The sequence below is a fragment of the Streptomyces sp. NPDC053750 genome, assembly GCF_044544295.1.
In the GTDB taxonomy this organism is placed as follows: domain Bacteria; phylum Actinomycetota; class Actinomycetes; order Streptomycetales; family Streptomycetaceae; genus Streptomyces.
In genome coordinates this window covers 203,694-227,278 of sequence record NZ_JBITXB010000001.1, presented here as the reverse complement: position 1 = coordinate 227,278, position 23,585 = coordinate 203,694, and the positions used below count along the sequence as shown (strand labels likewise).

The 23,585-nt window shown below is 70.9% G+C and carries 21 protein-coding genes, 2 tRNA genes and 3 pseudogenes; 16 read left to right on the top strand and 10 right to left on the bottom strand.

Annotated elements, in window-relative coordinates; translation table 11 throughout:
* The first annotated feature begins 60 nt into the window (after positions 1-60).
* The 6 genes from ehuB (at position 61) to ACIGO6_RS00980 (ending at position 4,276) form a co-directional block, all read left to right on the top strand.
* Entirely contained in the window at positions 61-990 is a 930-nt protein-coding gene (gene ehuB, locus ACIGO6_RS01005) for an ectoine/hydroxyectoine ABC transporter substrate-binding protein EhuB (RefSeq protein ID WP_399869700.1), read from the top strand.
* The gene (gene ehuC, locus ACIGO6_RS01000; RefSeq protein ID WP_399869699.1) at positions 987-1,700 is read left to right on the top strand and encodes an ectoine/hydroxyectoine ABC transporter permease subunit EhuC; all 714 of its coding nucleotides are present in this window, start codon (positions 987-989) and stop codon (positions 1,698-1,700) included. The genes ehuB and ehuC overlap by 4 nt, the downstream gene beginning before the upstream one ends.
* The gene (gene ehuD, locus ACIGO6_RS00995; RefSeq protein ID WP_399869697.1) at positions 1,700-2,350 is read left to right on the top strand and encodes an ectoine/hydroxyectoine ABC transporter permease subunit EhuD; all 651 of its coding nucleotides are present in this window, start codon (positions 1,700-1,702) and stop codon (positions 2,348-2,350) included. The genes ehuC and ehuD overlap by 1 nt, the downstream gene beginning before the upstream one ends.
* Positions 2,340-3,125, top strand: coding sequence for an ectoine/hydroxyectoine ABC transporter ATP-binding protein EhuA (ehuA, locus tag ACIGO6_RS00990; RefSeq protein ID WP_399869695.1), 786 nt, complete (start codon positions 2,340-2,342; stop codon positions 3,123-3,125). The genes ehuD and ehuA overlap by 11 nt, the downstream gene beginning before the upstream one ends.
* A gap of 220 nt (positions 3,126-3,345) precedes the next feature.
* Entirely contained in the window at positions 3,346-4,122 is a 777-nt protein-coding gene (locus tag ACIGO6_RS00985; RefSeq protein WP_399869693.1) for an IclR family transcriptional regulator, read from the top strand.
* Positions 4,123-4,202: 80 nt separating this feature from the next.
* A tRNA-Lys gene (locus ACIGO6_RS00980) sits at positions 4,203-4,276 on the top strand.
* Positions 4,277-4,351: 75 nt separating this feature from the next.
* Here the strand turns inward: ACIGO6_RS00980 and ACIGO6_RS00975 are convergent.
* From ACIGO6_RS00975 to ACIGO6_RS00965, 3 genes are all read right to left on the bottom strand, one after another.
* On the bottom strand, positions 4,352-4,957 hold the full coding sequence (locus ACIGO6_RS00975; protein ID WP_399869691.1) for a lytic polysaccharide monooxygenase: 606 nt from the start codon (positions 4,955-4,957) through the stop codon (positions 4,352-4,354).
* Between the two features lie 142 nt (positions 4,958-5,099).
* Positions 5,100-6,245, bottom strand: a complete 1,146-nt coding sequence (locus tag ACIGO6_RS00970; protein WP_399869689.1) for an SPFH domain-containing protein — start codon at positions 6,243-6,245, stop codon at positions 5,100-5,102.
* A 77-nt stretch (positions 6,246-6,322) separates the two neighbouring features.
* Entirely contained in the window at positions 6,323-7,702 is a 1,380-nt protein-coding gene (locus ACIGO6_RS00965; protein ID WP_399869687.1) for a peptidoglycan-binding protein, read from the bottom strand.
* Between the two features lie 231 nt (positions 7,703-7,933).
* Here ACIGO6_RS00965 and ACIGO6_RS00960 point away from each other — a divergent pair.
* The 3 genes from ACIGO6_RS00960 to ACIGO6_RS00950 all read left to right on the top strand — a co-directional run bounded on the left by ACIGO6_RS00960 (position 7,934) and on the right by ACIGO6_RS00950 (position 12,196).
* Positions 7,934-8,007 (top strand) — tRNA-Lys (locus tag ACIGO6_RS00960).
* Positions 8,008-8,288: 281 nt separating this feature from the next.
* On the top strand, positions 8,289-10,262 hold the full coding sequence (locus ACIGO6_RS00955) for a glycosyltransferase family 2 protein (RefSeq protein WP_399869686.1): 1,974 nt from the start codon (positions 8,289-8,291) through the stop codon (positions 10,260-10,262).
* Positions 10,259-12,196 carry a galactose oxidase-like domain-containing protein gene (locus ACIGO6_RS00950; RefSeq protein WP_399869684.1) on the top strand — a complete coding sequence of 646 codons (1,938 nt, stop codon included), beginning with the start codon at positions 10,259-10,261 and terminating at the stop codon, positions 12,194-12,196. Before ACIGO6_RS00955 ends, ACIGO6_RS00950 begins: the two co-directional genes overlap by 4 nt.
* Positions 12,197-12,293: 97 nt before the next feature.
* On the opposite strand, the gene ACIGO6_RS00945 is transcribed toward ACIGO6_RS00950, so the two are convergent.
* Positions 12,294-13,325 carry a glycoside hydrolase family 6 protein gene (locus ACIGO6_RS00945; protein WP_399869682.1) on the bottom strand — a complete coding sequence of 344 codons (1,032 nt, stop codon included), beginning with the start codon at positions 13,323-13,325 and terminating at the stop codon, positions 12,294-12,296.
* A gap of 334 nt (positions 13,326-13,659) precedes the next feature.
* On the opposite strand from ACIGO6_RS00945, the pseudogene ACIGO6_RS00940 reads away from it, so the two are divergent.
* Positions 13,660-13,767: pseudogene (locus ACIGO6_RS00940) on the top strand (hydroxyacid dehydrogenase); the annotation flags it as partial.
* A gap of 9 nt (positions 13,768-13,776) precedes the next feature.
* Here the strand turns inward: ACIGO6_RS00940 and ACIGO6_RS00935 are convergent.
* The 4 genes and pseudogenes from ACIGO6_RS00935 to ACIGO6_RS00920 form a co-directional block, all read right to left on the bottom strand.
* On the bottom strand, positions 13,777-14,478 hold the full coding sequence (locus ACIGO6_RS00935; RefSeq protein WP_399869680.1) for a class F sortase: 702 nt from the start codon (positions 14,476-14,478) through the stop codon (positions 13,777-13,779).
* A gap of 2 nt (positions 14,479-14,480) precedes the next feature.
* The gene (locus tag ACIGO6_RS00930) at positions 14,481-15,035 is read right to left on the bottom strand and encodes a hypothetical protein (RefSeq protein ID WP_399869678.1); all 555 of its coding nucleotides are present in this window, start codon (positions 15,033-15,035) and stop codon (positions 14,481-14,483) included.
* A 103-nt stretch (positions 15,036-15,138) separates the two neighbouring features.
* On the bottom strand, positions 15,139-15,918 hold the full coding sequence (locus ACIGO6_RS00925; protein ID WP_399869676.1) for an HAD-IIA family hydrolase: 780 nt from the start codon (positions 15,916-15,918) through the stop codon (positions 15,139-15,141).
* Positions 15,919-16,172: 254 nt separating this feature from the next.
* Positions 16,173-16,576 (bottom strand): annotated as a pseudogene (locus ACIGO6_RS00920) (extracellular solute-binding protein); the annotation flags it as partial.
* Between the two features lie 252 nt (positions 16,577-16,828).
* On the opposite strand from ACIGO6_RS00920, the gene ACIGO6_RS00915 reads away from it, so the two are divergent.
* Positions 16,829-18,049 carry an RNA-guided endonuclease InsQ/TnpB family protein gene (locus tag ACIGO6_RS00915; protein WP_399869675.1) on the top strand — a complete coding sequence of 407 codons (1,221 nt, stop codon included), beginning with the start codon at positions 16,829-16,831 and terminating at the stop codon, positions 18,047-18,049.
* A gap of 173 nt (positions 18,050-18,222) precedes the next feature.
* Here ACIGO6_RS00915 and ACIGO6_RS00910 read toward each other — a convergent pair whose 3' ends face one another.
* Complete coding sequence (locus tag ACIGO6_RS00910; RefSeq protein WP_399871543.1) at positions 18,223-19,422, bottom strand: ROK family protein; 1,200 nt, start codon at positions 19,420-19,422, stop codon at positions 18,223-18,225.
* 279 nt (positions 19,423-19,701) lie between these two features.
* Positions 19,702-19,842: pseudogene (locus ACIGO6_RS00905) on the bottom strand (ROK family transcriptional regulator); the annotation flags it as partial.
* A 137-nt stretch (positions 19,843-19,979) separates the two neighbouring features.
* Here ACIGO6_RS00905 and ACIGO6_RS00900 point away from each other — a divergent pair.
* From ACIGO6_RS00900 to ACIGO6_RS00880, 5 genes are all read left to right on the top strand, one after another.
* Positions 19,980-21,062, top strand: coding sequence for a Gfo/Idh/MocA family oxidoreductase (locus tag ACIGO6_RS00900; RefSeq protein WP_399869674.1), 1,083 nt, complete (start codon positions 19,980-19,982; stop codon positions 21,060-21,062).
* Positions 21,059-21,544: a heme-degrading domain-containing protein gene (locus tag ACIGO6_RS00895; RefSeq protein WP_399869672.1), complete on the top strand. Its 486-nt coding sequence runs from the start codon at positions 21,059-21,061 to the stop codon at positions 21,542-21,544. The genes ACIGO6_RS00900 and ACIGO6_RS00895 overlap by 4 nt, the downstream gene beginning before the upstream one ends.
* A gap of 108 nt (positions 21,545-21,652) precedes the next feature.
* Positions 21,653-22,555, top strand: coding sequence for an LLM class F420-dependent oxidoreductase (locus ACIGO6_RS00890; RefSeq protein ID WP_399869670.1), 903 nt, complete (start codon positions 21,653-21,655; stop codon positions 22,553-22,555).
* Between the two features lie 163 nt (positions 22,556-22,718).
* Positions 22,719-22,928, top strand: coding sequence for a hypothetical protein (locus ACIGO6_RS00885; protein WP_399869668.1), 210 nt, complete (start codon positions 22,719-22,721; stop codon positions 22,926-22,928).
* Between the two features lie 28 nt (positions 22,929-22,956).
* Positions 22,957-23,514 carry a hypothetical protein gene (locus ACIGO6_RS00880; protein ID WP_399869667.1) on the top strand — a complete coding sequence of 186 codons (558 nt, stop codon included), beginning with the start codon at positions 22,957-22,959 and terminating at the stop codon, positions 23,512-23,514.
* Positions 23,515-23,585 lie beyond the last annotated feature (71 nt).

Here is a 23,585-nt window from a genome sequence, read left to right as displayed (position 1 = left end):
CGTCATATCGGACTGAAAAAGATCGGCATACGTTGCCCGGCATCGGGTAGCTGCGCGCCCATGGCTCCACCACACAGAACCCCTCCAAGGGGCATATCCGACCGAAGGACCAGGACAGCCGGGCCCACCCGCCGGTCGCTGCTCGCGGGGGTCGCGGCGCTCGGCGCACTGGGGGCCGCCGGCTGCTCGCGGGTGGCCACCGCGTCCGACGTGGAAGGCGGTGACCTCCTCGACCGCCTGCGGGCCCAGGGCGTGGCCCGGCTCGGCATCGCGGGTGAGATCCCCTTCGGCTACATCGACAAGGACGGTGAGCTGACCGGCGAGGCGCCGGAGCTGGCGAAGGTCATCTTCAAGCGGCTCGGTGTGGACCGGGTGCAGCCGGTGCCGACGGAGTTCGGCTCCCTCATCCCGGGCCTGGCGTCGCAGCAGTTCGACGTCGTGGCGGCCGGCATGTACATCAACCCCGACCGCTGCCAGCAGGTCATCTTCTCCGACCCCGACTACCAGATGCTCGACGCGTACATCGTGCGCAAGGGCAACCCGCTCGGGCTGCACAACTACCGGGACGTCGTCGAGAAGAAGGCGAAGTTCGCCACCGGCACCGGCTACGCCGAGATCGCCTACGCGGTGGAGCACGGGTACAAGGAGGACGACATCCTGATCGTCCCCGACCAGGTGGCCGGTCTCAACGCCGTCGAGTCCGGGCGCGTGGACGTCTTCGCGGGTACGGCGCTGACCGTCCGTGAGGTGGTCAAGAAGTCCGGCAAGGCCGAGGCGACCGAGGCCTTCGCCCCGCTCGTCGACGGCAAGCCGCACGTCGACGGCGGCGGTTTCGCCTTCCGGCCGACCGAGACCAACCTGCGGGACGCCTTCAACGTCGAGCTGCAGAAGCTCAAGAAGAGCGGCGAACTGCTGCGCATCCTCAAGCCCTTCGGTTTCACCGAGAACGAGATGACCGATCTGACCGCGAAGGAGCTCTGCGGCGGATGACCTCGGGACTGTGGGAACTCGTACTCCAGGGTGTCTGGGTCACGGTCCAGCTGCTCTTCTTCAGCTCGCTGCTGGCGGCCGCCGTCTCCTTCGTGGTCGGCGTCGCGCGCACCCACCGGCTGTGGATCGTCCGCTTCCTGGCGGGCTTCTACACCGAGGTGTTCCGCGGGACCTCGGCGCTGGTGATGATCTTCTGGGTGTTCTTCGTGCTGCCGCCGGCCTTCGGCTGGCAGCTGGTGCCGATGTGGGCGGGCACGCTGGCGCTGGGCCTGACCTACGGGGCGTACGGCTCCGAGATCGTGCGCGGCGCGCTCGCCGCGGTCGACCCGGCGCAGAAGGAGGGCGGCATCGCCCTCAGCTTCACGCCCTGGCAGCGGATGCGGCTGATCCTGCTGCCGCAGGCGGTGCCGGAGATGATCCCGCCCTTCTCCAACCTGCTGATCGAGCTGCTCAAGGGCACCGCCCTGGTGTCGATCATGGGTATGGGCGACCTGGCGTTCAGCGGCAACCTGGTGCGCCTGGCGCTGCAGGAGAGCGCGGAGATCTACACGTACATCCTGCTCATCTACTTCGTGATCGCGTTCCTGCTCACGCGGGTGATGCGCGGTCTGGAGAAGAAGCTGAAGGCGGGCGTCGGGAAGGCACCCGTACGCAAGCCCGACACCGAACTGAAGCGCCCTGAGGCGACCAACGTGGGGGGTGCCGTCTGATGAAGTGGGACTGGAGCGCGGTCTCCGACTTCATGCCGCACTTCTGGGACGGTCTGCTGGTCACCCTGCAGATCCTGGTCCTGGGGTCGCTGGTCTCCTTCGCCCTGGGTCTGGTGTGGGCGCTGCTGATGCGGGTGCCGAGCCGCTTCGTGACCTGGCCGGTCGGGGTGGTCACCGAGTTCATCCGGAACACCCCGCTGCTGGTGCAGCTGTTCTTCCTCTTCTACGTGCTGCCCGAGTGGGGCGTGACCGCCTCGGCGCTCACCACCGGCGTGATCGCCATCGGCCTGCACTACTCGACGTACACGATGCAGGTCTACCGGGCCGGCATCGAGGCGGTGCCGGTCGGCCAGTGGGAGGCCGCGACGGCGCTGAACCTGCCGATGGGGCGGACCTGGACGGCCGTGATCCTGCCGCAGGCGATCCGCCGGGTGGTGCCCGCCCTCGGCAACTACGTGATCTCCATGCTGAAGGACACGCCACTGCTGATGGCGATCACGGTGCTGGAGATGCTCGGCGAGGCGCGGCTGTTCTCGCAGCAGAACTTCCAGTTCACCGAGCCCCTGACGGTGATCGGCGTGGCCTTCATCGTCATCTCCTACCTGGCCTCCCTTGCCCTGCGAGCCCTGGAGCGACGCCTTGCCCACTGACACTCTCCCCAACCCCGAGAAGAGCCCCGAGCGCAGTTCCGGCGAGCTGATCCGCCTGGAGCAGGTCACCAAGCGGTTCGGGGACAACACCGTCCTCGACCACCTGGACTTCGCCGTCGACGCCGGCAAGCACGTCACCCTGATCGGCCCCTCCGGATCGGGCAAGACGACGATCCTGCGGCTGCTGATGACGCTCCTCAAGCCCGACGAGGGCACGATCACCGTGGACGGGCAGAAGCTCTTCCCGGCGACCGAGAAGGAGCGGCGCGAGGCCCGCAAGCAGATCGGGATGGTGTTCCAGCAGTTCAACCTGTTCCCGAACATGAGCGTCCTGCGCAACATCACCGAGGCGCCGGTCACGGTGCTCGGCATGCCCAAGGACGAGGCGGTGGAGCGGGCCAAGGGGCTGCTCGACATGGTGGGCCTGGCCGACAAGTGCGACGCCCGCCCCGCCCAGCTCTCCGGCGGTCAGCAGCAGCGCGTGGCGATCGCCCGGGCGCTGGCGATGCGGCCGAAGGTGCTCCTGCTCGACGAGGTGACCTCGGCGCTGGACCCGGAGCTGGTCGCGGGCGTCCTCGACCTGCTGCGGGACATCGCCCGCACCACGGACATCACGATGCTCTGTGTGACCCACGAGATGAACTTCGCCCGGGACATCTCGGACCAGGTCCTGATGTTCGACTCGGGTCGGGTCATCGAGGCCGGGCCGCCGGAGAAGATCTTCAGCGAGCCGGAGCACGACCGGACGCGGGAGTTCCTCAGCGCGGTGCTCTGACGACTCCCCGTCGCCGCCCCAACGTCCGAGGTCGGGACGTTGGGGCACGCCACTGTCATATGCCAGCGGGTCAGCGCCGCAGATGAGGGAGCCGAATCTCGCCAACACCCCCTCGCATCCGGCCTCTTGGCGGCTATCGTGAAGGGGATCCGCTGTCCGGATCGGGGGCACAGGCAGGGACAGGGGCAGGGCCTACCAGCGAGCGCAGGGGGAGACCACCGTGGCGCTGCAGCACAAGCCGACCGCGCCGCACCACTCCGCCCGGGGCGCCCTGCGCGTCCTGGAGGCGGTGGCGCGGTACACCACCGGAGTCACCGACACCGAGCTCGCCCGGCAGACCGGCCTGGAGCGGGAGCGCCTGACCACGCTGCTGCGCATGCTGCGCCGCGAGGGCTACGTCGAGCAGACCGCCGACGGGGCGTACGTCACCGGGGACGCCCTGGCCCGCCTGGGCTCGGCCCACGGCGGCGAGCAGGCCCTGCGCGACAAGCTCCAGCGCACCCTGGACCGCCTGCGCGACTCGGTGGGCGCCGCCGTCTACATCAGCCGGTACGTCGACGGCGAGGTCAGCGTCACCCACTGCGCCGACGGGCCGAGCACGCCGAGGGTGAACGAGTGGGTGGACTTCCGCGTCTCGGCGCACGCCACCGCGGTCGGCAAGAGCCTGCTGACCCAGCTGGACCACGCCGGCCGCCGCGATCATCTCGCCCGGCACAAGATGGCCCGGCTGACCTCGCGCACCATCACCAGCGACAAGCTCCTGCTGTCCCGGTTGGAGTCCCAGCCGCCGACCGTGCCCGTCCTCGACCTCCAGGAGTACGCGGTGGGCACGGTCTGCGCGGCCGTCCCGATCACGGCCGGTTCCGCCGTGGGCTGCCTGGCCCTGTCCCTCCCCGTCGAGCACGCCCACCGGCTGCGGCGGGCCGCGGACGAGCTGAACCGGAACGCGACGGGGGTCCTGCTGTCGCTGGCGATCCAGCCCGCACCGCGCGCGTAGCCGGGTGGTCGGAAGCACCCCTCGGAACCGGGTAGTATTTTCTTCGTCGCCGACCGCGGGAAGCGGACGGCGGGAGTCATGCGCCGCTAGCTCAGTTGGTTAGAGCAGCTGACTCTTAATCAGCGGGTCCGGGGTTCGAGTCCCTGGCGGCGCACAGAAGGAGGGGCCCCTCGCTCAGGCGAGGGGCCCCTCCGTTCGTTCCGGAGGCGTTCGTGCAGCACGCGCTCGTTCAGAAGGTCACGTCCGAGCAGGCGTAGAACGCGTTCGCCGTGTCGGCGACCGTCCACACCGCGACGACGACGTGGTGACCGCTCAGCCCGGACGGCAGCGTGCCGGTGTGGGAGAGCGTGGCCGGCGGACGCTGACCGCCGTAGGGCACCGTGAAGAACGGCGTGAGGTTGAGGTCGGAGCGGGCCAGGTTGTGGTTCTGGTTCCAGCCCGGCTTGGTCACGTAGTACTTGAAGTCGGTCGTGGCGTGCCGGGCGGTGAACTGCCAGCGGAAGGTGTAGCTCTGTCCGCCGTTGACCTTGGTGGTCGGCCACGCCTGGCCGTTCGGGGCCTTCGGGCTGTCGAGCGGGGCGAACGGCGTGTTGTTCGCCGAACATATCCGCCCGTCGGCCGGCCCGCCCGCCGGGAAGCCCTTGGGACCCTCGACGCTCTGCGGCTCCCACTGGATGGCGCCACAGCCGCTGACGGTGCCGTTCTGGCAGACCTTCTGCCGGCTGACCGGCAGGTCGGTGTAGCCGTGGCCGGTGGCGCCGCCGGACGAGAGCACGAGGGCTCCGGTGGTCGCCATGCCCACCGCGGCGGCGTACAACTTGGTCCTTGTGCGCATACTGCTGCTCCTGTGACGTGGGGGAGGTTCAGTGAGCCGTGCAGGTCTAGACCAAGTCCTAGATTATTGCCGCGAGTTGAACATGTCCATACCAATCTCGGAACAGGCTCCCCGGCCCGCTCCCCAACCGATCCGGTCCTGCTCAGGTCCCCGTGTCCCCCCGCCCCGCGCAGAACGCCACCGTCAGGTCCTTCACCAGCACCTTGCGCTCGTAGTCGTCGAGCTCGACCAGCCCGCGCATGGTCAGCCGGGTCACCGTGTCCTCCACCGAGTCCACGACCGAGGTGAGCACGCTCGCCCGCTGCGCCGCGTCCAGCGCGGCGATCCGGCGCCGGTGCATCGCGGCGGCGACCTCGGGGGCGTACTCCACCCGGACGGGCCGCACCGAGAAGACCTCCAGGCCGACCGGCGCCGCGTCCGCCGCCACCAGCCGGGTCAGCGTCTCCCCCGCCACGTCCGCCGAGCTGCGGACCGTGCCGAGCGGCTCCACCGGGACCCGGGCCAGCGCCGCCTCGACGCACTCGCGCAGATACGTCTCGTGGTCCTCGATGCCCAGCGTGGCCTTCGCGGTGTCCCGCACCCGCCACACCACCAGCGTCACCGCCCGCAGCGCGACCCCGTTGCCGTCGGCCGCGGGCATCGGCTCACTGCGCCAGTGCCGCAGCCGCACGTCGACCCGGCGGCGCAGCAGCAGCGGGTTGACCCACATCAGGCCGGTGCGCCGGACGGTCCCCCGGTAGCGGCCGAACAGACCGAGCACCCAGGCCTGCCCGGTCCGGCCCCGGGCCAGCCCGCCGAAGCCGAACAGCCCCAGCGCCGCGGCGGCCGCGTACGCCGCCCACTGCGCGGGCCCGAGCCCCGCCCCCGCGTACGCGGGCAGCCCCAGCGACTCGGCGGCGAGCGGCGGGACGACCCCCGCCCACCAGGAGGTGACCGCGCAGCCGGCCGCCCCGCAGACACCGGCGGCCACGCCCGCCACGCCGGACAGCACCCGGGCCGGACGCTCCGCCAGCTCCGGGTCGACCTGCGGCGCCGGGCGCGGTCGCGCCGCGACGGGACGCCGGGTCCGGGGCTGCTCCCCCGTGCCCTCCCGGCGGGCGACGACCGCGGGCCGCAGCGACACCGACGCCGGGTGGGGGTCGTCACGGAACAGCAGGTGGACGGGGATCTCCGTGGTGGCCTCGTTGTGGATGAGCCGGGCGGGCCGGTGGCCGGCCTCCGCTGCCGCCTCGGGCCGGGCGGTGGCCGCCGGCCGGGTGTCCGGGTTCGTGGAAGAGGTCGTACTCATGCGTGCTCCAGCCTCCGCGCCAGATGCGCCATGAACGGGTGGTCACCGCCGGCGGACGCTTCCCGCCGACGGGGCGGTCACGAGAAGAGCCGCCGCCAGGTCTCCGGGCCCGGGTAGCCGTCCGCCGCGCCACCGCGCCAGCCCTGGGCGCGCTGGAAGGCCTCGACGGCCCGCCGGTCCGCCTCGCCCCAGCGCGGACCCGGTCCGGACCTGTAGTACGTGCCGAATCCCTTCGTCGTCAGTCGCTCACCGAGCCGGGTGACATACGGGTTGTCCGCGCCCGGCCGGAACATCGCGCGCCCGGGATAGCCGGGCACGCCGTGCGAGGCCGGGTCCGCGGGTGGGATGTCCTTGCCGCTGCCGTCGGCCAGGAGCCGCCAGGTCGCCGGGCCGGGCAGCCCGTCGGCGTCCCTGCCGCGCCATCCCTGGGCCAGTTGGAAGGCTTGGGTCGCCAGGCGGTCCGCGTCCGACCAGTGGGAGCCGGGCCCGGAGGGGTAGAAGTGCCCGCCGCCGCGGGCGACGAGCATCCGGCCCAGCTCGGTGATGTGCTCGCCGTGCGCGCCCGGCCCGAAGGAGGACGCTCCCGGGTAGGGGATGGTCGAGGCGGCCGGTGCCCCGGCCGCCGTGCCCGTGCTCGGCGCGGTGGTGCTCGGCGTGCTCGTGCTCGGCGTGCTCGTACTGGTGCTCGACGGGCTCGAGCTCGGTGGGCTCGGTGTGCTCGTGCTCTTCTTGAGGCCCTTGTAGCGGTAGGGCAGGTACTTGGAGGAGTTGCTCGAATAGGCGTAGGGCGTGGACTTCTTGCGGGTGCGTGGCGAGGTCTGCTCGTAGGCCGTGTAGGAGGTGTGCGTCTCGTCCTTCCAGCCGCCGAAAATCACCACGTGGGAGCCCTTCCGGGGGTTGGACGCATTGTGGAACAGCAGAATGTCACCGGGCTTGAGTTCCGCCTTGGTGATCCGGTCCGCGAATGTACCGAGGCTCCCCGTCCATTCGTTGGTGGGCAGTTTCCAGGCCATGGACACATAACCCGAGCAGTCCTGCCGGTAACCGTCGGACCAGTACTTGGTCATGCTGTACGGGACCTTCGCGGTGACCCAGGCCTTGGCCCGTTTGACGATCTCCGTACGGGTGATCGCGGCCAGTTCCACCGAGGCCGGTGGGACCACCGGCCGACTACTCGGTCCATGCAGCGGAGCCCTCGGCCCCTGCGGGGTCTCGGGCCCCTCACCTGCGGGAACGTCCGATCCCAGCGGGCCGTGGGCGGCGGCCGGGGCCGCCGCCGCCTGGGACGCGCCGAAGGCGGACGCCGCGGCGGTGGCCACCACCAGGGCGCGATGGCCCGCCGGACGGGCGGATGCCGGGCCGGTCCGGGAGGGCGGCAGGACGCGGCGCCGGTCGCGGCAGCCGGGGCAGTCGCAGTCGCTCGCGGGATCGATTTCCTCGAATACCGGAGTCTCCATGCGATTCCCCTCACACACCAGGTGGACATGTCCGCGGCGGTGCTCGTCGACGGCGCACGCCGCTGCACGGTGATCAGTTTCTCAACTGTCTTCTTCGTGCGCATGTTGACGGTCCGAATGATGTACCCGCCGTCGCACCCGGGCGGCGCACACGGTGCGGGGCACGGGGCGCCGCTCCGGGGGCGGTCCGGAGCACCCTCCGGGGTCGGGTAGAGTTGTGCAGGTCAGCAGGCGCCGCTAGCTCAGTTGGTTAGAGCAGCTGACTCTTAATCAGCGGGTCCGGGGTTCGAGTCCCTGGCGGCGCACAGACGGCCGAAGGCCTCCCGTAGCACACGGGAGGCCTTTGGTGTACCCGGACACCGGCATCTTGCGATCATGATGAACGCCGTAGAACCCTGGTCCGGTTGAGGGGCCGGATGCCGAGGGGGGCATCATGCAACCGGGGGTCACCGTTCCATGTCTATATAGGGTGTGGATGCCGTGGTGACATCTACCCACCACTGTGACGGACGTGACGGTCGAGGGGGACCGGTGCGGACGAAGGAAGCTACGAAACACGCGTGACGCGCGTGTGGGGGGATGACTCATGACGTCGACGCCGACGGGCGCCGGGCAGGACCACGACCCGTCCCAGACCACCCAGCTCAGGGTGCCCGGGCATCGGAACTGGAACACGGGTTCGTTCCGCCGGATAAAGAAGACCCTGCCGCGCTACGACTACGAGCACTACAGCCGGCTCGCGGGCCCCCTCACCCAGCCGGACCCGCACAAGCCGTACAAGGTGCAGTACCGCTCGCTGATCTCGCAGGAGCCGCACCGCATCCGGGTCGCCCTGATGCTGGCCGCGGCCCCGCTGCTGTCGGTGGTGCTGCTGGTCTGGCTGCTCCAGCCGGAGCACTGGACCGAGCGCGACTACCCGGCCTTCGACTGGCTGCCCACGCTCGACATCGTGATGCTCGTCGCGATCGGCCTGATCGAGCTGTTCCGCTGCCTGAACGTGCTGTCGAACGCGCACGCCACGCTCGTCGCCCGCGACCCGGTCCCGGTGGTGCCCGAGACCGGCACCCGGGTGGCGTTCCTCACCTCCTTCGTGCCCGGCAAGGAGCCGCTGGAGATGGTGACGAAGACCCTGGAGGCGGCCGTCAAGATCCGCCACCGCGGTCTGATGCACGTCTGGCTCCTGGACGAGGGCGACGACCCCGAGGTGAAGGCGGTCTGCGAGCGCCTCGGCGTGCGCCACTTCTCCCGCAAGGGCGTCGCGAAGTGGAACATGCCCAAGGGCCCGCACCGCGCCAAGACCAAGCACGGCAACTACAACGCCTGGCTGGACGCGCACGGCGACGACTACGACTTCTTCGCCTCGGTCGACACCGACCACGTGCCGCTGCCCAACTACCTGGAGCGGATGCTCGGCTTCTTCCGCGACCCGGACGTCGGCTTCGTCATCGGCCCGCAGGTCTACGGCAACTACGACAACCCGATCACCAAGGCCGCCGAGTCCCAGCAGTTCCTCTTCCACGCCCTGATCCAGCGCGCGGGCAACCGGTACGGCTCTCCCATGTTCGTGGGCACCTCGAACGCGGTGCGCATCAGCGCGCTCAAGCAGATCGGCGGCCTGTACGACTCGATCACCGAGGACATGGCGACCGGCTTCGAGATCCACCGCCACAAGAACCCGGCCACGGGCCGCAAGTGGCGCTCGGTCTACACCCCGGACGTGCTCGCCGTCGGTGAGGGCCCGAACGCCTGGACGGACTTCTTCACCCAGCAGATGCGCTGGTCGCGAGGGACGTACGAGACGATCCTCAAGCAGTACTGGAAGGGCTGGTACTCACTGCCGCCGAGCAAGCTCTTCAACTACACGATGATGATCATCTTCTACCCGATGTCGGCCCTGAACTGGATCCTGGCGGCGCTCAGCTGTGCGCTGTTCCTGGGCCTGGGCGCCTCGGGTGTGAACATCGACCCGGCGGTCTGGCTGATGCTCTACGGCAACGCCTCCGCGCTCCAGATCGGCCTGTACATCTGGAACCGCCGCCACAACGTCTCGCCGCACGAGCCGGAGGGCTCCGGCGGTGTGGCCGGCATGATCATGTCCGCACTGTCGGCGCCGCTGTACGCGAAGGCGCTCATCGACTCCGTGCTGCGCCGCAAGAGCAAGTTCGTGGTGACCCCGAAGGGCGACTCGGCCAGCCCGGACACCCTGTTCGGGACCTTCCGCTACCACTGGTACTTCATCGTCATCTTCGGTGCCTCGATCGCCGCGGGCTTCGCCTTCGGCCACTCGCACCCCGCGATGATCATCTGGGCGACGTTCGCGCTGCTCATCACCGCGTCGCCGATGTTCGCCTGGCGTCACGAACTGCGGAAGGCGAAGAAGCAACCGCCGGTCGCGGCGGCGGAGCCCGACTCGCGGGCCCCGTCGCAGCAGTCGGCGTCCGAGCAGGCGTACGCGCCGCACGCGCCGCAGCAGAAGCCCGAATGGGCGGCCTCCTCCGACGGGGGCAACGACCAGACCATGCAGATCGCCCTTGGTGGACTTGGGGGACGTAAGGAATGAAAGACCGTGCCGGCCGCCGCCGCGCCCGTCGCTTCGCGATAGGTACGGCGGTGGTAGTCGCGCTGGCCGGAATGAACGGGCCGTGGCTCTACCGCTTCGGAACCGAGAAATACCACCAGTACAAAATCAACAAGCCGGAGTACAAGGCCGCCAACGGCAAGTGGGAGATCATCGAGTTTCCCGAGAAGTACCGGCAGAACACCATCCACGCGGCGCTGCTGCGCACCGGCAAGGTGCTGCTCGTCGCGGGGTCGGGCAACAACCAGGACAACTTCGACGCCAAGCAGTTCGACACCCGGATCTGGGACCCGGTCAAGGGGACCATCAAGAAGGTGCCGACCCCGTCCGACCTGTTCTGCACCGGCCACACCCAGCTCGCCAACGGCAACCTGCTGATCGCGGGCGGTACCAAGCGGTACGAGAAGCTCAAGGGTGACGTCACCAAGGCCGGCGGCCTGATGATCGTCCACAACGAGAACCCGGACAAGCCGATCACCCTGCCGGCGGGCACCAAGTTCACCGGCAAGGCGAACGGCAAGACGTTCATCTCCAAGGACCCGGTGCTGGTGCCCCGCGCCGAGAAGGTCTTCGACAAGGCGACCGGCAAGTTCCTGCGCAACGACCCGGGCCTCGGCCGGATCTACGTCGAGGCGCAGAAGAGCGGCGCCAAGTACGAGACGGGCACGCAGGACAACTACACCGTCCAGGGCCTGTCGGGCGACGACGCACGCAACACGTACGGCATCGCGCAGAAGCTCGCCCTCGACAAGAAGGACTTCCAGGGCATCCGGGACGCCTTCGAGTTCGACCCGGTCGCCGAGAAGTACATCAAGGTCGACCCGATGCACGAGGCCCGCTGGTACCCGACGCTCACCACGCTGAGCGACGGCAAGATCCTCAGCGTCTCCGGCCTCGACGACATCGGCCAGCTGGTCCCGGGCAAGAACGAGATCTACGACCCCGAGACCAAGAAGTGGACCTACACCGACAAGGTCCGCCAGTTCCCGACGTACCCGGCGCTGTTCCTGATGCAGAACGGCAAGATCTTCTACTCGGGAGCGAACGCCGGCTACGGCCCCGACGACGTGGGCCGCGACCCGGGCATCTGGGACGTGGAGACCAACAAGTTCACCAAGGTCCCCGGCATGAGCGACGCGAACATGCTGGAGACCGCCAACACGGTGCTGCTGCCTCCGGCGCAGGACGAGAAGTACATGGTGATCGGTGGTGGCGGGGTCGGCGAGTCCAAGCTGGCCAGCGAGAAGACGCGGATCGCCGACCTCAAGGCCGACGACCCGAAGTTCGTGGACGGGCCGTCACTGGAGAAGGGCACGCGCTATCCGCAGGCCTCGATCCTGCCCGACGACAGCGTGCTGGTGTCCGGCGGCTCGGAGGACTACCGGGGCCGCAGTGACTCCAACATCCTCCAGGCCCGGCTGTACCACCCGGAGACGAACGAGTTCGAGCAGGTCGCGGACCCGCTGGTGGGCCGCAACTACCACTCCGGGTCGATCCTGCTGCCCGACGGGCGCCTGATGTTCTTCGGGTCGGACTCGCTCTACGGCGACAAGGCGAACACCAAGCCCGGCAAGTTCGAGCAGCGCATCGAGATCTACACGCCGCCGTATCTGTACCGGGACTCGCGGCCGGACCTGTCCGGTGGCCCGCAGACCATCGAGCGCGGGGAGTCGGGCACGTTCACCTCGCGGGCGGCGTCCACGATCAAGAAGGTGCGGCTGATCCGGCCGAGCGCCTCCACGCATGTCACCGACGTGGACCAGCGGTCCATCGCGCTGGACTTCAAGGCGGACGGGGACAAGCTGACGGTGACGGTTCCGGAGAGCAAGAACCTTGTTCAGTCGGGGTGGTACATGATGTTCGTGACTGACGGGGAGGGCACGCCTTCCAAGGCGCAGTGGGTGCACGTGCCGTAGCGCTCCCGCGGGTGCGTTGTTGGGCGCGGGAGCGCTGTGGCTGGTCGCGCTCCCGCGGCGGAGCCGCATATGTAACGGCCCCGCGCCCCTGGGTTCTTTACCCTTGCGCCAGCTTCAAGGCGTACTCGGACCACCACTCGCCCGCCTTCGGGCCGCCCTTGCACTCGCCGTCCGACTCCCCGGGGCGCTTGACCCACAGGTAGGCGTCCACGAGGGGGTCGGCCGTCTTCGTGGTCGGGGTTTCGCCGAGGGCTCGGCCCGGAGGGTTGCACCAGCGCTCGCCCGGGTCGCCCTCGGTGTAGGGGCCGTTGCCGTTGCGGCTGGTGTCGATGACGAAGTGCTTGTTGCCGACCTTGGCGGAGAGCTGCTTGCCGTAGGCGATGGAGTCCTCGGTGGTGTAGAAGTTCGAGACGTTGACCGAGAAGCCGTCGGCCTGGTCGATGCCCGCCCACTTCAGCGGCTCGAAGATCTGGTCGGGGTGGCCCCAGCCGGCATTGCCCGCGTCCAGGTAGACCTTGGTGTTCTTCAGGGCCGTGAGCTTGGCGATGGCGCCCTTGAGGAGGTCGTAGCGCTCCTCGTGGAACTCCTCCGGGGTGCAGCCGTCGACCAGGTGGAGCACCGCGTCCGGTTCCAGGATGACCGTGGCGGAGCGGTCGCCGATGCCCTTGGCCACGCCGTCGACGAAGTCGCGGTACGCGTCGCCGTCGGCGGCGCCGCCGCCCGAGTACTGGCCGCAGTCGCGGTGCGGGATGTTGTAGAGGACGAGCAGCGCGGTGCGTCCGGCCTTGTCGGCGGCCTCGGTGAAACCGCGGGCCTGCTCCTCCGGGTTCTCCGGGCTGATCCACTCGCCGGTCGGCTGCTGGGCGATCTTGCGGATCTGTTCGGCCTGGTCCTTCTTGTCGGACTCCTCCAGGGCCGCCAGTTGCTGGGCCGCGTTGCCGTCGGGATTGACCCAGAACGGGTCGGCCTCCTTGGGCTGCTGCGTTATCCCCGCGCCCGCGTTCTTGTCCTTGCCCTTGTCGTCCCCGTCCCCGGACGAGGAGCAGCCCGCGAGCAGCAGCGCCGCCCCCAGCACCGCTGCGGACGTTCGCCTCATGGACAACGTTCCGGCCCCCCTGCTGCCGTACATCCAACCCCCCAGATTGCACTGTTCAAGGCTTCAATCCTGGCATACCTCCCGCGACGCCCACGAGGCCGAGTCCGGCGTTGTCCGACAGCTGTTACAGCGCGGTGCCGGGCCTCCCGGGGGGCGGGCCGGCGGGGAGCGCGCTGATCAGATGCCGAGTTCTGAGTCTGCGGCCGCACTCTCACCCCTTACCGCCGGCGCCTCGACCAGAACCTCGCCGGCCTGGCGGCCACCCAGCTCCGCGTCCCCGGGGGACGATCAGGCGGCTCGTTGCTGGTGGTCGATGTACTGCTTGACGGCGGTCAGGGGTGTTCCGCCGCAGTATCCGGCGAATAACGAGCTGCACCGCATGGCGGCGGCCGCCGCCGACGAGCTGGAGCGCTACGCCGGCGGCCTGCCGTTCGCCCACCCGGTCTCGGCCGAGGAGGCGGAACGTTCCGCCTGAGCGGCCCGGCTAGACACCGGTGCCGGTGCTGGTGCCGGTGCCGGTACCGGTGCCCGTGAGGTAGGCGGAGACGATCACGTTGGCCGTGTAGCTGTTGGTGGCGCGGTCGAAGGTGCCGCCGCAGGTGATCAGGCGGAGTTCGGCGCGTCCGGTGCTGCGCGGCCCGTAGGCCTGCCGGGCGTCGAAGTCGTCGCGGGTGAGGACCTGCACGTCGTCGACGGTGAACTCGGCGACCCGGGCGTCGTCGCGGACCACCCGGATCGTCTCGCCGGGTTCCAGGGTGCTGACCTTGTAGAAGACGGCGGGCCGGGTCTCGGTGTCGACGTGGCCCACCATCAGCGCGGTCCCGGCCGCTCCCGGACTCACGCCGTCCGCGTACCAGCCGACGGTGTCGGGCCGGTCGAAGGGCGGCGGTTCGATCGCGCCCTCGGCGTCGAGGCCGCGGGCCACGACCGGGGCCCGGATGCCGAGTTCGGGGATCTCCAGCCGCTGCGGCGGCGCGTCGCCGAGGGGCGCGTGGGCGGGCGGCAGCGGCAGGTCGGGGGGACGGCCGGCCGCCGCCATGTCGCCGGTGGCCGGCCGGGATATGCCCTCGCGCACGTCGGTGGCCTCGCGGCCCCACAGCCACAGCCCGAGGAGCAGCACCACCCAGGCGATGCCGCTCACCAGGCGGCCGGGGGCGGCGGGGCCTCGCTCGTCCTGTCCGGACATGGTCAGCCCGTCCTGCCGCTCCGGCTGCGGACGCCGCGCAGCGCGACGGCGACGGCAGCGATGCCCGCCAGGACCAGGCCGGTCACGGTGTGCGCCGTACCGGGCGGCTCGGGACGGGCCCCTTCCCGGGATTCGGCGGCGGCCAGTCGCGCCGTGCCGCCGCCGCCCGCGTCGACGGGGGCGACGGGCGAGGCCGGGGCGGCCGGGCCGCGCCGCTCGGCGACGGTGACGGAGCCCTTGCGGGCCTCGTCGCCGCATGTGACCTGCACGGCGTACGCACCGGCCTCGGTGCTGGAGCGGATCCGGCTGGAGCCGACGAGCTCCCCGTCCTTGGCCGTCACGGAGAGCTGGACGTCCGAGACGAACGCGGCCGACCCGGCGACCGCCGTCTTCTCGGTGCAGTCGGCCACGCGGAGCGTGACGTCGCCCCCGGGGACCGGGGAGGACGGCGACACCGAAACCCCGTCCCCGCCCGCTGAGTCCGCCGCGTACGCGACCGGGGTGAGCGCCGCGGCCAACACCGCGCCGGCACAGAGAGTGACCTTCAGTGAGCTCATCGTGCACCTCCAGTTACCTGGAGACTCCCCCTCGGCACCCGCCTCCGCATCCTGCGCGGGGGCGGCATTGCTCCGAACGGGTTACGACGACGGCGTACGGGTTTCAGACCAGCTCGACGAGGTCCGCGATCGAGTCGACCACCTGGGACGGGCGGTACGGGAAGTCCTCGACCTGCTCGGGCCGGGTCAGGCCGGTGAGCACGAGGAAGGTCTGCATCCCGGCCTCCATGCCGGCCAGCACGTCGGTATCCATGCGGTCGCCGATCATCGCGCTGGTCTCGGAGTGGGCGCCGATCGCGTTGAGCCCGGTGCGCATCATCAGCGGGTTGGGCTTGCCCGCGAAGTACGGCTGCTTGCCGGTCGCCTTGGTGATCAGCGCGGCCACCGCACCGGTCGCCGGGAGCGGACCCTCGGTGGAGGGGCCGGTCTCGTCGGGGTTGGTGCAGATGAACCGGGCGCCGGCGTTGATCAGCCGTACCGCCTTCGTCATGGCCTCGAAGGAGTAGGTGCGGGTCTCGCCCAGGACCACGTAGTCGGGGTCGTGGTCGGTGAGGATGTAGCCGATGTCGTGCAGGGCGGTGGTCAGACCGGCCTCGCCGATGACGTACGCCGAGCCGCCGGGCCGCTGGTCCTCCAGGAACTGGGCGGTGGCCAGCGCCGAGGTCCAGATGGACTCGATCGGCACCTCGAGGCCCATGCGGCGCAGCCGGGCGTGCAGGTCGCGCGGGGTGTAGATCGAGTTGTTGGTGAGGACCAGGAAGGGCTTGCCGGACTCGCGGAGCCTCTTGATGAAGGCGTCGGCGCCGGGGATCGGCACGCCCTCGTGGATGAGGACCCCGTCCATGTCGGTGAGCCACGACTCGATGGGCTTGCGTTCTGCCATGTGCGGGATCTCCTGCCTGCGCGGTCCTGCGTGCGCCCCAGCCTAAACAGAGCAGGATCTTGTGGGAACGGGCGTCTCAGTTCCCGGTTCAGTTCCCCGCCCGGCCCCGGCTCAGCCCCCGGCTCAGCTCCCGGTGGCCTCCTTCCAGGCGTCGACGTACGAGGTGAGGTTCTTCTCGATGTCCGCCCAGTCGGGCTTGAAGACCTCGACGCCGTCCATCAGCTTGGTCAGCGCGATGGCGTTGGCGTCGGTGTGACGACGGCGGTCCAGGTGCCGTTCGCGGCCTTGTCGGCGCCGTCGACCTGGTCGACGCCCTTGGGGGCGTACTTCTGCAGCAGTCCCTTGGTGTCGGCCTGCTGGATGAACGGCGGGAGGGTGACGAGGACGTCGGCCTGCGGGTTGCGCTTCTCGCGGGCGGCGCGCTGCACCATCTCGCCGGAGCCGCCCTCGACGTACTCGACCTTGATGCCGGTCTCCTTCTCGAAGTCCTCGAAGACCTGGTCGTACCAGCCGTCGCCGTTCTCGCCCTTGAGGCCGTCGGCGCTGTAGACGGTGACGACGTTCTCGTCGGAGGCGGCGGAGTTGCCGCCCAGGCGGCGAGGGGGAGGGCGGCGAGGGCGCAGAGGGCGGCGAGCGGCTTGCGGGCGTTCTTGGGCATGGCGAGGCAAACTCCTTGCACGGTGATGAGGATTGGCCGGGTGCCGCGACGCGGAGCGTCGCCGTATCCGGTTCCGGGGCGCGTAGCTCCGGTACCGCTGTCGGTATCGCCCGGCGATACGAACGCGTGTGCCTGTGGTCGCTGGTCGGGGTGGTGGCTGGGGGATCGGCGGGTGTGTGTGCGGCTGTCGTACGTATGGTCCTTCGCAGGGTTCGGGACGGCGCAGTGTTCCGGCGGGTGCCGTGAAGGGGGATGGCGCCGGTGGGGGTGGATGCGGGGGTCGGGCATGCCCGGTACACGTACCGGTTGCGGGTGTCGTCTGCTGCCCGCACTGCTCTGGTGGCGGAGTGGGGCCGGTGTCGCTGGGTGTGGAACGAGTGCGTTGCCAAGTCCCGGGCCGTGCACCTGCACAACAAGGCGACCGGGGAGAAGGTCACGTGCGGTCCGGCTCAGCTGGACCGGATGCTGACCGAGGCCCGCGCTTGTACGCCGTGGCTGCGGGAGGGTTCGTCGGTTCCCCAGCAGCAGGTCGTCCGTGACTTCGGCCGCTCCCGTGCCAAGGCGCACCAGGACATCAAAGGTGGTCTTCCTCTGGTGCGTCGGGCCGGGATGCCGAAGTGGAAGACCAGGCGTGAGGCGCTGCCGTCCCTCAACTACACGCGGCGCGGGTTCCGGCTGAAGGACGGCCGGCTGCACCTGGCGGGCGGCATCGTCCTGACGGTGGTGTGGTCGCGGGACCTGCCCGGCGAGCCGTCCTCGGTACGCGTGTACCAGGACAGCCTCGAGCACTGGTACGGCTCGTTCGTCGTCCCCGCCCAGGTCCAGCCCCTGCCGAAGACCGGCCGCGTCCTCGGTGTCGACTGGGGCGTGCGGGAGATCGCGACCACCACGTCCGACGCGCACGACCTGCCGCACCCCGGGCACGGCGGGAAGGCACGGGCGAAGCTGACCCGGTACGACCGGATGATGGCCCGCCGCAGACCGAAGAAGGGCAAGCCCGGATCGAAGGGCTACCGCGAGGCGCGGAAACTGCGGGCGAAGGCGTACAAGAAGGTCGCCAGGCAACGCGCGGACAGTGGCCGCAAGTGGGCCAAGAAGGTCGTCCGCGACCACGACGCCATCGCCGTCGAGGACTTCCGTCCGAAGTTCCTGGCCAAGACCAGCATGGCCCGCAAGGCCGCCGACGCCGCCATCGGCGCCACCAAGCAGGCCCTGATCGAGATGGGCCGCAAACACGGGCGCGACCTGCGCCTCGTCCACCCCGCGCACACCACCATGGACTGCGCGCACTGCGATGCGAGAGCCAAGCACGCACTGCCGCTGGTTGAGCGCACCTACACCTGCACCGCCTGCGGAACCGTCTCCCCACGGGACAAGAACTCCGCACGCGTCATGCTCGTCCGGGCTGGTCTCAACCCGGCTGGTGCCGACGGCACAAGACCTCCTGGAGCGCTGCTCCAGGAGGCTGCCTGAGCCAGGAATCCCCTCCCGTCAGGGAGGGGAGGATTCAATGCGTGCCAGGCGTGCATGGTGTCCACCACGCCGGCTACCGACTGCTGGCCGCCGCCCGTCCAACGCCCAGTGACCCGGCACTTGGCCGCCGACCAACGGCCGACCCGTGCCCCCGCTCCGCCCCGCCGACTGGCTCAGCCCCCGTCCCCGCGCCCGAACAACGGCGCCAGCAGCAGCTGGGCGGCGCCCTCCGCGACCCCGCGGGTCCCGCCGGGCGCGATCCGCACCGGTACGGCGCCGTCGCGGGCGCCCTCGCGCCGGGCGCGGGCGTCGAGGACGGCGCCGACCCCGTGGACGAACGCCTCGGGTGCGGCGGCGACGGTACGGCCGCCGAGCAGGACCAGGTCGATGTCGAGCAGCCCGGCGAGGTTCGCGGCGCCCGCGCCGAGCACGCGGGCCGCCTCCGCGAGGTCGCCGCGGGCGACGGCGTCGAGGCACAGCGCCTCTATGCAGCCGCGGGCACCGCAGGTGCAGGGCGGCCCGTCCAGCTGGATGACCTGGTGCCCGAACTCCCCGGCTCCGGTCCGGGCCCCCCGGTGCACGCCGCCGCCGAAGACGAGGCCGGCACCGAGCCCCGTACCGAGGTGCAGATAGGCGAAGGACCCCTCCGCAGGACCGCCCTCGCCACCGACCGCGAGGCCGAGCGCCGCCGCGTTGGTGTCCTTGTCGACGACGACCGGCACCCCGAGCCGCCGCACCAACGCGTCCCGCAACGGAAACCCGTCCCACTCGGGAAACCCGGTGACCCGGTGCAACACACCCCGCACATGATCGAGCGGCCCGGGAAGAGCAACACCGAGCCCAAGGAGAGCGGGCCCGGCGGACCCGGCGGACGCCGTGGACGCCGTGGGCGCGGCGGGCGCCGTGGACGCCGTGGGCCCGGCGGACGCCGTGGACGCCGTCGGCCCGGCGGGCGCCGTGGGCCCGGCGGGCGCGGAGGCAAGCCCCCCACCGGCCGGACGGGGGTCGCCGCCCGGCGCACCCAGCGAGCCGCCCGCCGGGCGCCGAGTGCCCTCCGGACGCAGGGCGCCCTCCTCCGGATCCGGCCCGCCGTCGCCCAGGCCCAGGGCACCGCCCACGCGGCCCACGGCGCCGTCCTGTGGACGCGGGCCGCCCTCCTCCGGATCCGGCCCGCCATCGCCCGGACCCAGGGCACCGCCCACGCGACCCAGGGCGCCGTCCTGTGAACGCGGGCCACCCTCCGCCCGACCCGGCCCGCCACCACCCGGACCCAGGGCACCGCCCACGCGACCCAGGGCGCCACCCGCCGACCCCGAAGCGCCACCCGACGTACCCGAGGCGCCGCCCGCCGGGCGCAACGCACCCCCCGCCAGCCCTTCCGCCAGCCCCTCCGCCGCCCGTGCCACCGCCTCCACCACGGCCGCAGCACCCGCGCCCAGGTCCAGTGGGGAGCGCCGCTCCCCCACCACCGTCCCGTCGAGATCGACCAGCACCGCCCGCAGCTCGTCCCGGTCCAGGTGGACGCCGAGCGCGTAACCCGCCTCCGGCACCAGCCGCAGTACCGTGCGCGGCTTGCCGCCCGTGGAGGCGCGGCGGCCGGCCTCGGCGGCGAGGCCCTCCTGCCGGAGCCGGGCGGTGATCTTGCTGACCGCCTGCGGGGTGAGCCCGGTCCGCTCGGCGAGTTCCAGCCGGCTGATCCCCTCCGCACCGGCGATGCGCAACAGGTCGAGCACCAGCGCGGTGTTGTGGCTGCGCAGCGCGAGCAGATTGGCACCGCCCACCGCCCCCCGCATGCCGCCACCACTCCTCACGGCCCCCGCGCCCGACCCCGGACCCGAACCCGTACCCCTACCTCCGCCGTTCGTCCTGTTCACACCCCCATTGTCGCCGCCGCTTGCACTTTGGCAACACCGTTGCGAAAGTAGGACGCATGACTGGTACCCCTCCCGGCAACCCCCCGCTGCGCGTCGGCCTCATCGGCTACGGCCTCGCGGGCTCCGTCTTCCACGCCCCGCTGATCGCCGCCACCGAGGGCCTGACCCTGGACACGGTGGTCACCTCGAACCCGGAGCGGCAGCAGCAGGCCCGCGCCGAGTTCCCGGACGTGCGGACGGTCGCGACGCCGGACGAGCTGTTCGACCGGGCCGCCGAGCTGGACCTGATCGTCATCGCGTCCCCGAACAAGACGCACGTACCGCTCGCGACGACGGCCCTGAAGGCCGGTCTGCCGGTCGTCGTGGACAAGCCGATCGCGGGCACCGCGGCCGAGGCCCGCGAGCTGGCGGCGCTGGCCGAGGAGCGCGGTCTGCTCCTCTCCGTCTTCCAGAACCGCCGCTGGGACAACGACTTCCTCACCCTCCGCAAGCTTCTCGCCGAGGACGCGCTGGGCGACGTATGGCGCTTCGAGTCCCGCTTCGAGCGCTGGCGTCCGGCGCCGAAGGGCGGCTGGCGCGAGTCCGGCGACCCGGCAGAGATCGGAGGTCTCCTCTACGACCTCGGCAGCCACGTCGTCGACCAGGCCCTCGTCCTCTTCGGCCCGGCCACGCAGGTCTACGCGGAGTCCGTCGTCCGGCGCGCGGGCGCGGAGGCGGACGACGACACGTTCATCGCGCTCACGCATGCGAACGGCGTCCGCTCCCACCTCTACGTCTCCTCCACCGCCGCCCAGCTCGGCCCCCGCTTCCGCGTCCTCGGCTCGAAGGCCGGCTACGTCAAGCACGGCCTCGACCCGCAGGAGGCGGCGCTGCGCGAGGGCAAGCGACCGGGCCCCGGCTGGGGCGAGGAGGACGAGTCGCTGTGGGGCCGCGTGGGCTCCGGCGAGTCCCCGCAGACCGGCGGCGGACACGTGGAGGCGACCGTCCCGGGCGACTACCCCGCCTACTACGCGGCGGTGGCGAAGGCCCTCCTGGAGGGCGGCCCGAACCCGGTCGACGCCCTGGAGGCGGCCGCCGCCCTGGACGTACTGGAGGCGGCCCGCCGTTCCGCCCGCGACGCCGTGGTGGTGACCCTGTGAGCGCCACCCCCGAGGCCGCCGCCGTCCCGACCGTGGCGGAGCTGGAGGCACAGGAACGCCGCCTGGTCTTCCGCCGGTTCACGCACGACGACGCCTGGGCGCTGGGCTCGCTCCTGGTCGAGCTGGCCCGGGAGCGCCGGGCGCCGGTCGCCGTCGACATCCACCGCGCCGGCCAGCAGCTCTTCCACGCGGCCCTGCCCGGCTCGACCCCGGACAACGACGCGTGGATCGCCCGCAAGCGCCGGGTCGTGGAGCGGTACGGTTCCGCGTCGTACCTGGTCGGCTCCCGTTTCCGGGCCAAGGGCACGACGTTCGAGGAGTCCTCGCGGCTCGACGTCGACACGTACGCGGCGCACGGCGGCTCCTTCCCGATCACCGTGGCGGACGTCGGTGTGATCGGCGCGGTGACCGTCTCCGGGCTGCCCCAGGTGGAGGACCACCGCCTCGTCGTGGAGGCGCTGGAACGCTTCCTGGGCGAGTAGCCCGTACGACACGACCCGGCGCCGCCCGGGAATCACTTCCCGCTCCCTCCGGTTGGCACGCGATGTACGCAGGACGATCGCCACGCCCCACCGGAGGGAACGCAGCCGATGAACCAGCCGAAGAGCGACCAGCCGAAGAGCGACACGAAGGCATCCTTGAAGGCATCGGTCGGCCGGTACGGCATCTGGAGCGCGGGCCTGCGCGCCGAGGACCCGGAGCACGCCGGCGAACGGGCCGAGGCCACCGCCGAGTTGGAGCGGCTCGGGTTCGGCGCCGTCTGGCTCGGCGGCAACAGCGCCGCCCGGCACGCCGCCCCGCTGATCGCGGCGACCTCACGCATCGTCGTCGGCACCAGCATCCAGAGCATCTGGGAGCACGAGGCCGCCAAGGCCGCGGCCGGCTTCGCCGAGCTGGAGGTGTCCCACCCCGGCCGCTTCGTGCTCGGCCTCGGCGTGAGCCACGGCCCGCTGGTGGCGGGGTACAGCCGCCCGTACTCGACGATGGTCGACTACTTGGACCACCTCGACAGGGCGGGAGTACGGCCCGGCCACCGCGTACTGGCCGCGCTCGGCCCGAGGATGCTGGAGCTGTCCCGTGACCGGGCGGCGGGCGCGGTCCCGTACCTCGTCACGCCCGAGCACACCGCACAGGCCCGCGAGACACTCGGCGAGGGTCCGCTGCTGGCCCCCGAGTTCAAGGTCGTCCTGGACTCCGACCCGGCCCGCGCCCGCGCGACCGCCCGCGCCTACCTCGCCCGGTACCTGGAGTTCCCGAACTACACCAAGAACTTCCTCCGCCTCGGCTTCACCGAGGCCGACGTCACCGACGGCGGCAGCGACCGTCTGATCGACGCGGTCTTCGCCTGGGGCGACGACGACACGATCCGCGCCCGCATCGCCGCCTTCCACGACGCCGGCGCCGACCACGTGGCCCTCCAGGTGGTGGAGGACGCCCCGGCGGGCACCCTGCCGAGGGACGGCTGGCGGCGGCTGGCCGCGCTGCTGGGCTGACCGAGCGGGGCCGAATATTCACATCACGTTCAGGAGTTGTTCACTCACTGGTAGTTTCCGCTTGAACAGGCCCGATCGGCGAAGGGGCCATATCGTGATGCGCAGGTCCTGACTCCGTCCCCTGCGGCGCCGTCCGGCACGCATCACGAAAGGTGACAGCGCGATGAATGGTTCCCTTCGCGGGCCCACCCAGAACGCCGGTACGCGTGACTTCGACGCCGACCCGCAGCTGACCCGCTCCGGGCTCGACCACGGCCCGGGGCCCTGCCCCTCGCTGTACGACGCGATACGCAAGATGCGTGCGCACGGGTCGGCGATGGAGGCCATGAAAGCGATGGAAGCCGAAAAGCAGCGCGTGAACGTCGCCCGCTGAGAGCGACCGCAGGCGAGCGGGAGCGTCCGTGACCCAGACGCCGAATGCTTATGACGCCTATCCGGAGGAACCCCCCGGTCGCACCCTGGGCGACAAGTACTTCATGGAGTTCATGAGGCTGGTGCACATCAGCCTGAAGAGCGGATGGTGGGGTGAGTTGCTGAGCGCGACCCTGGGAGGAGCGGGCGGCGCCTGGCTCGGCCACGACGACGACCTGCCGATGGACGAGGCCCTCGGGGTCGCCGTCTCCATGGTGGGCATCATCATCGGGTCGGTGTTCGCGATCCTGGCGATGATCACGCGCGCCTGCGACAACAACTTCCTCAAGAAGGCGAGGAAAGCGCGGATCCTGCCCATCACGAACTACTTGTGGCCGTTCTTCACGGTCATCGCCATGGGCGTTCTCTCGACCGTGCTCCTGCTGGTGGTGGCCGGTGTCTCCGAAGACGCCCCGACGGCGTTCCGCATGACGGTCGCGGGGGCGGCGGGCTTCTGCATCCTCTGGACGCTGGCCGGCCTCCTGCCCGCCATGGGGGCCCTCATCGTCTTCACCCGCCTCATCGAGAAAACCTCGGGCATCGACTGAGAAAGCGCTGCTCGCGACCGTGCCGCGCAACGAGAACCTCGCGCGGCACGGTCGCGACGACCAGGCGAACG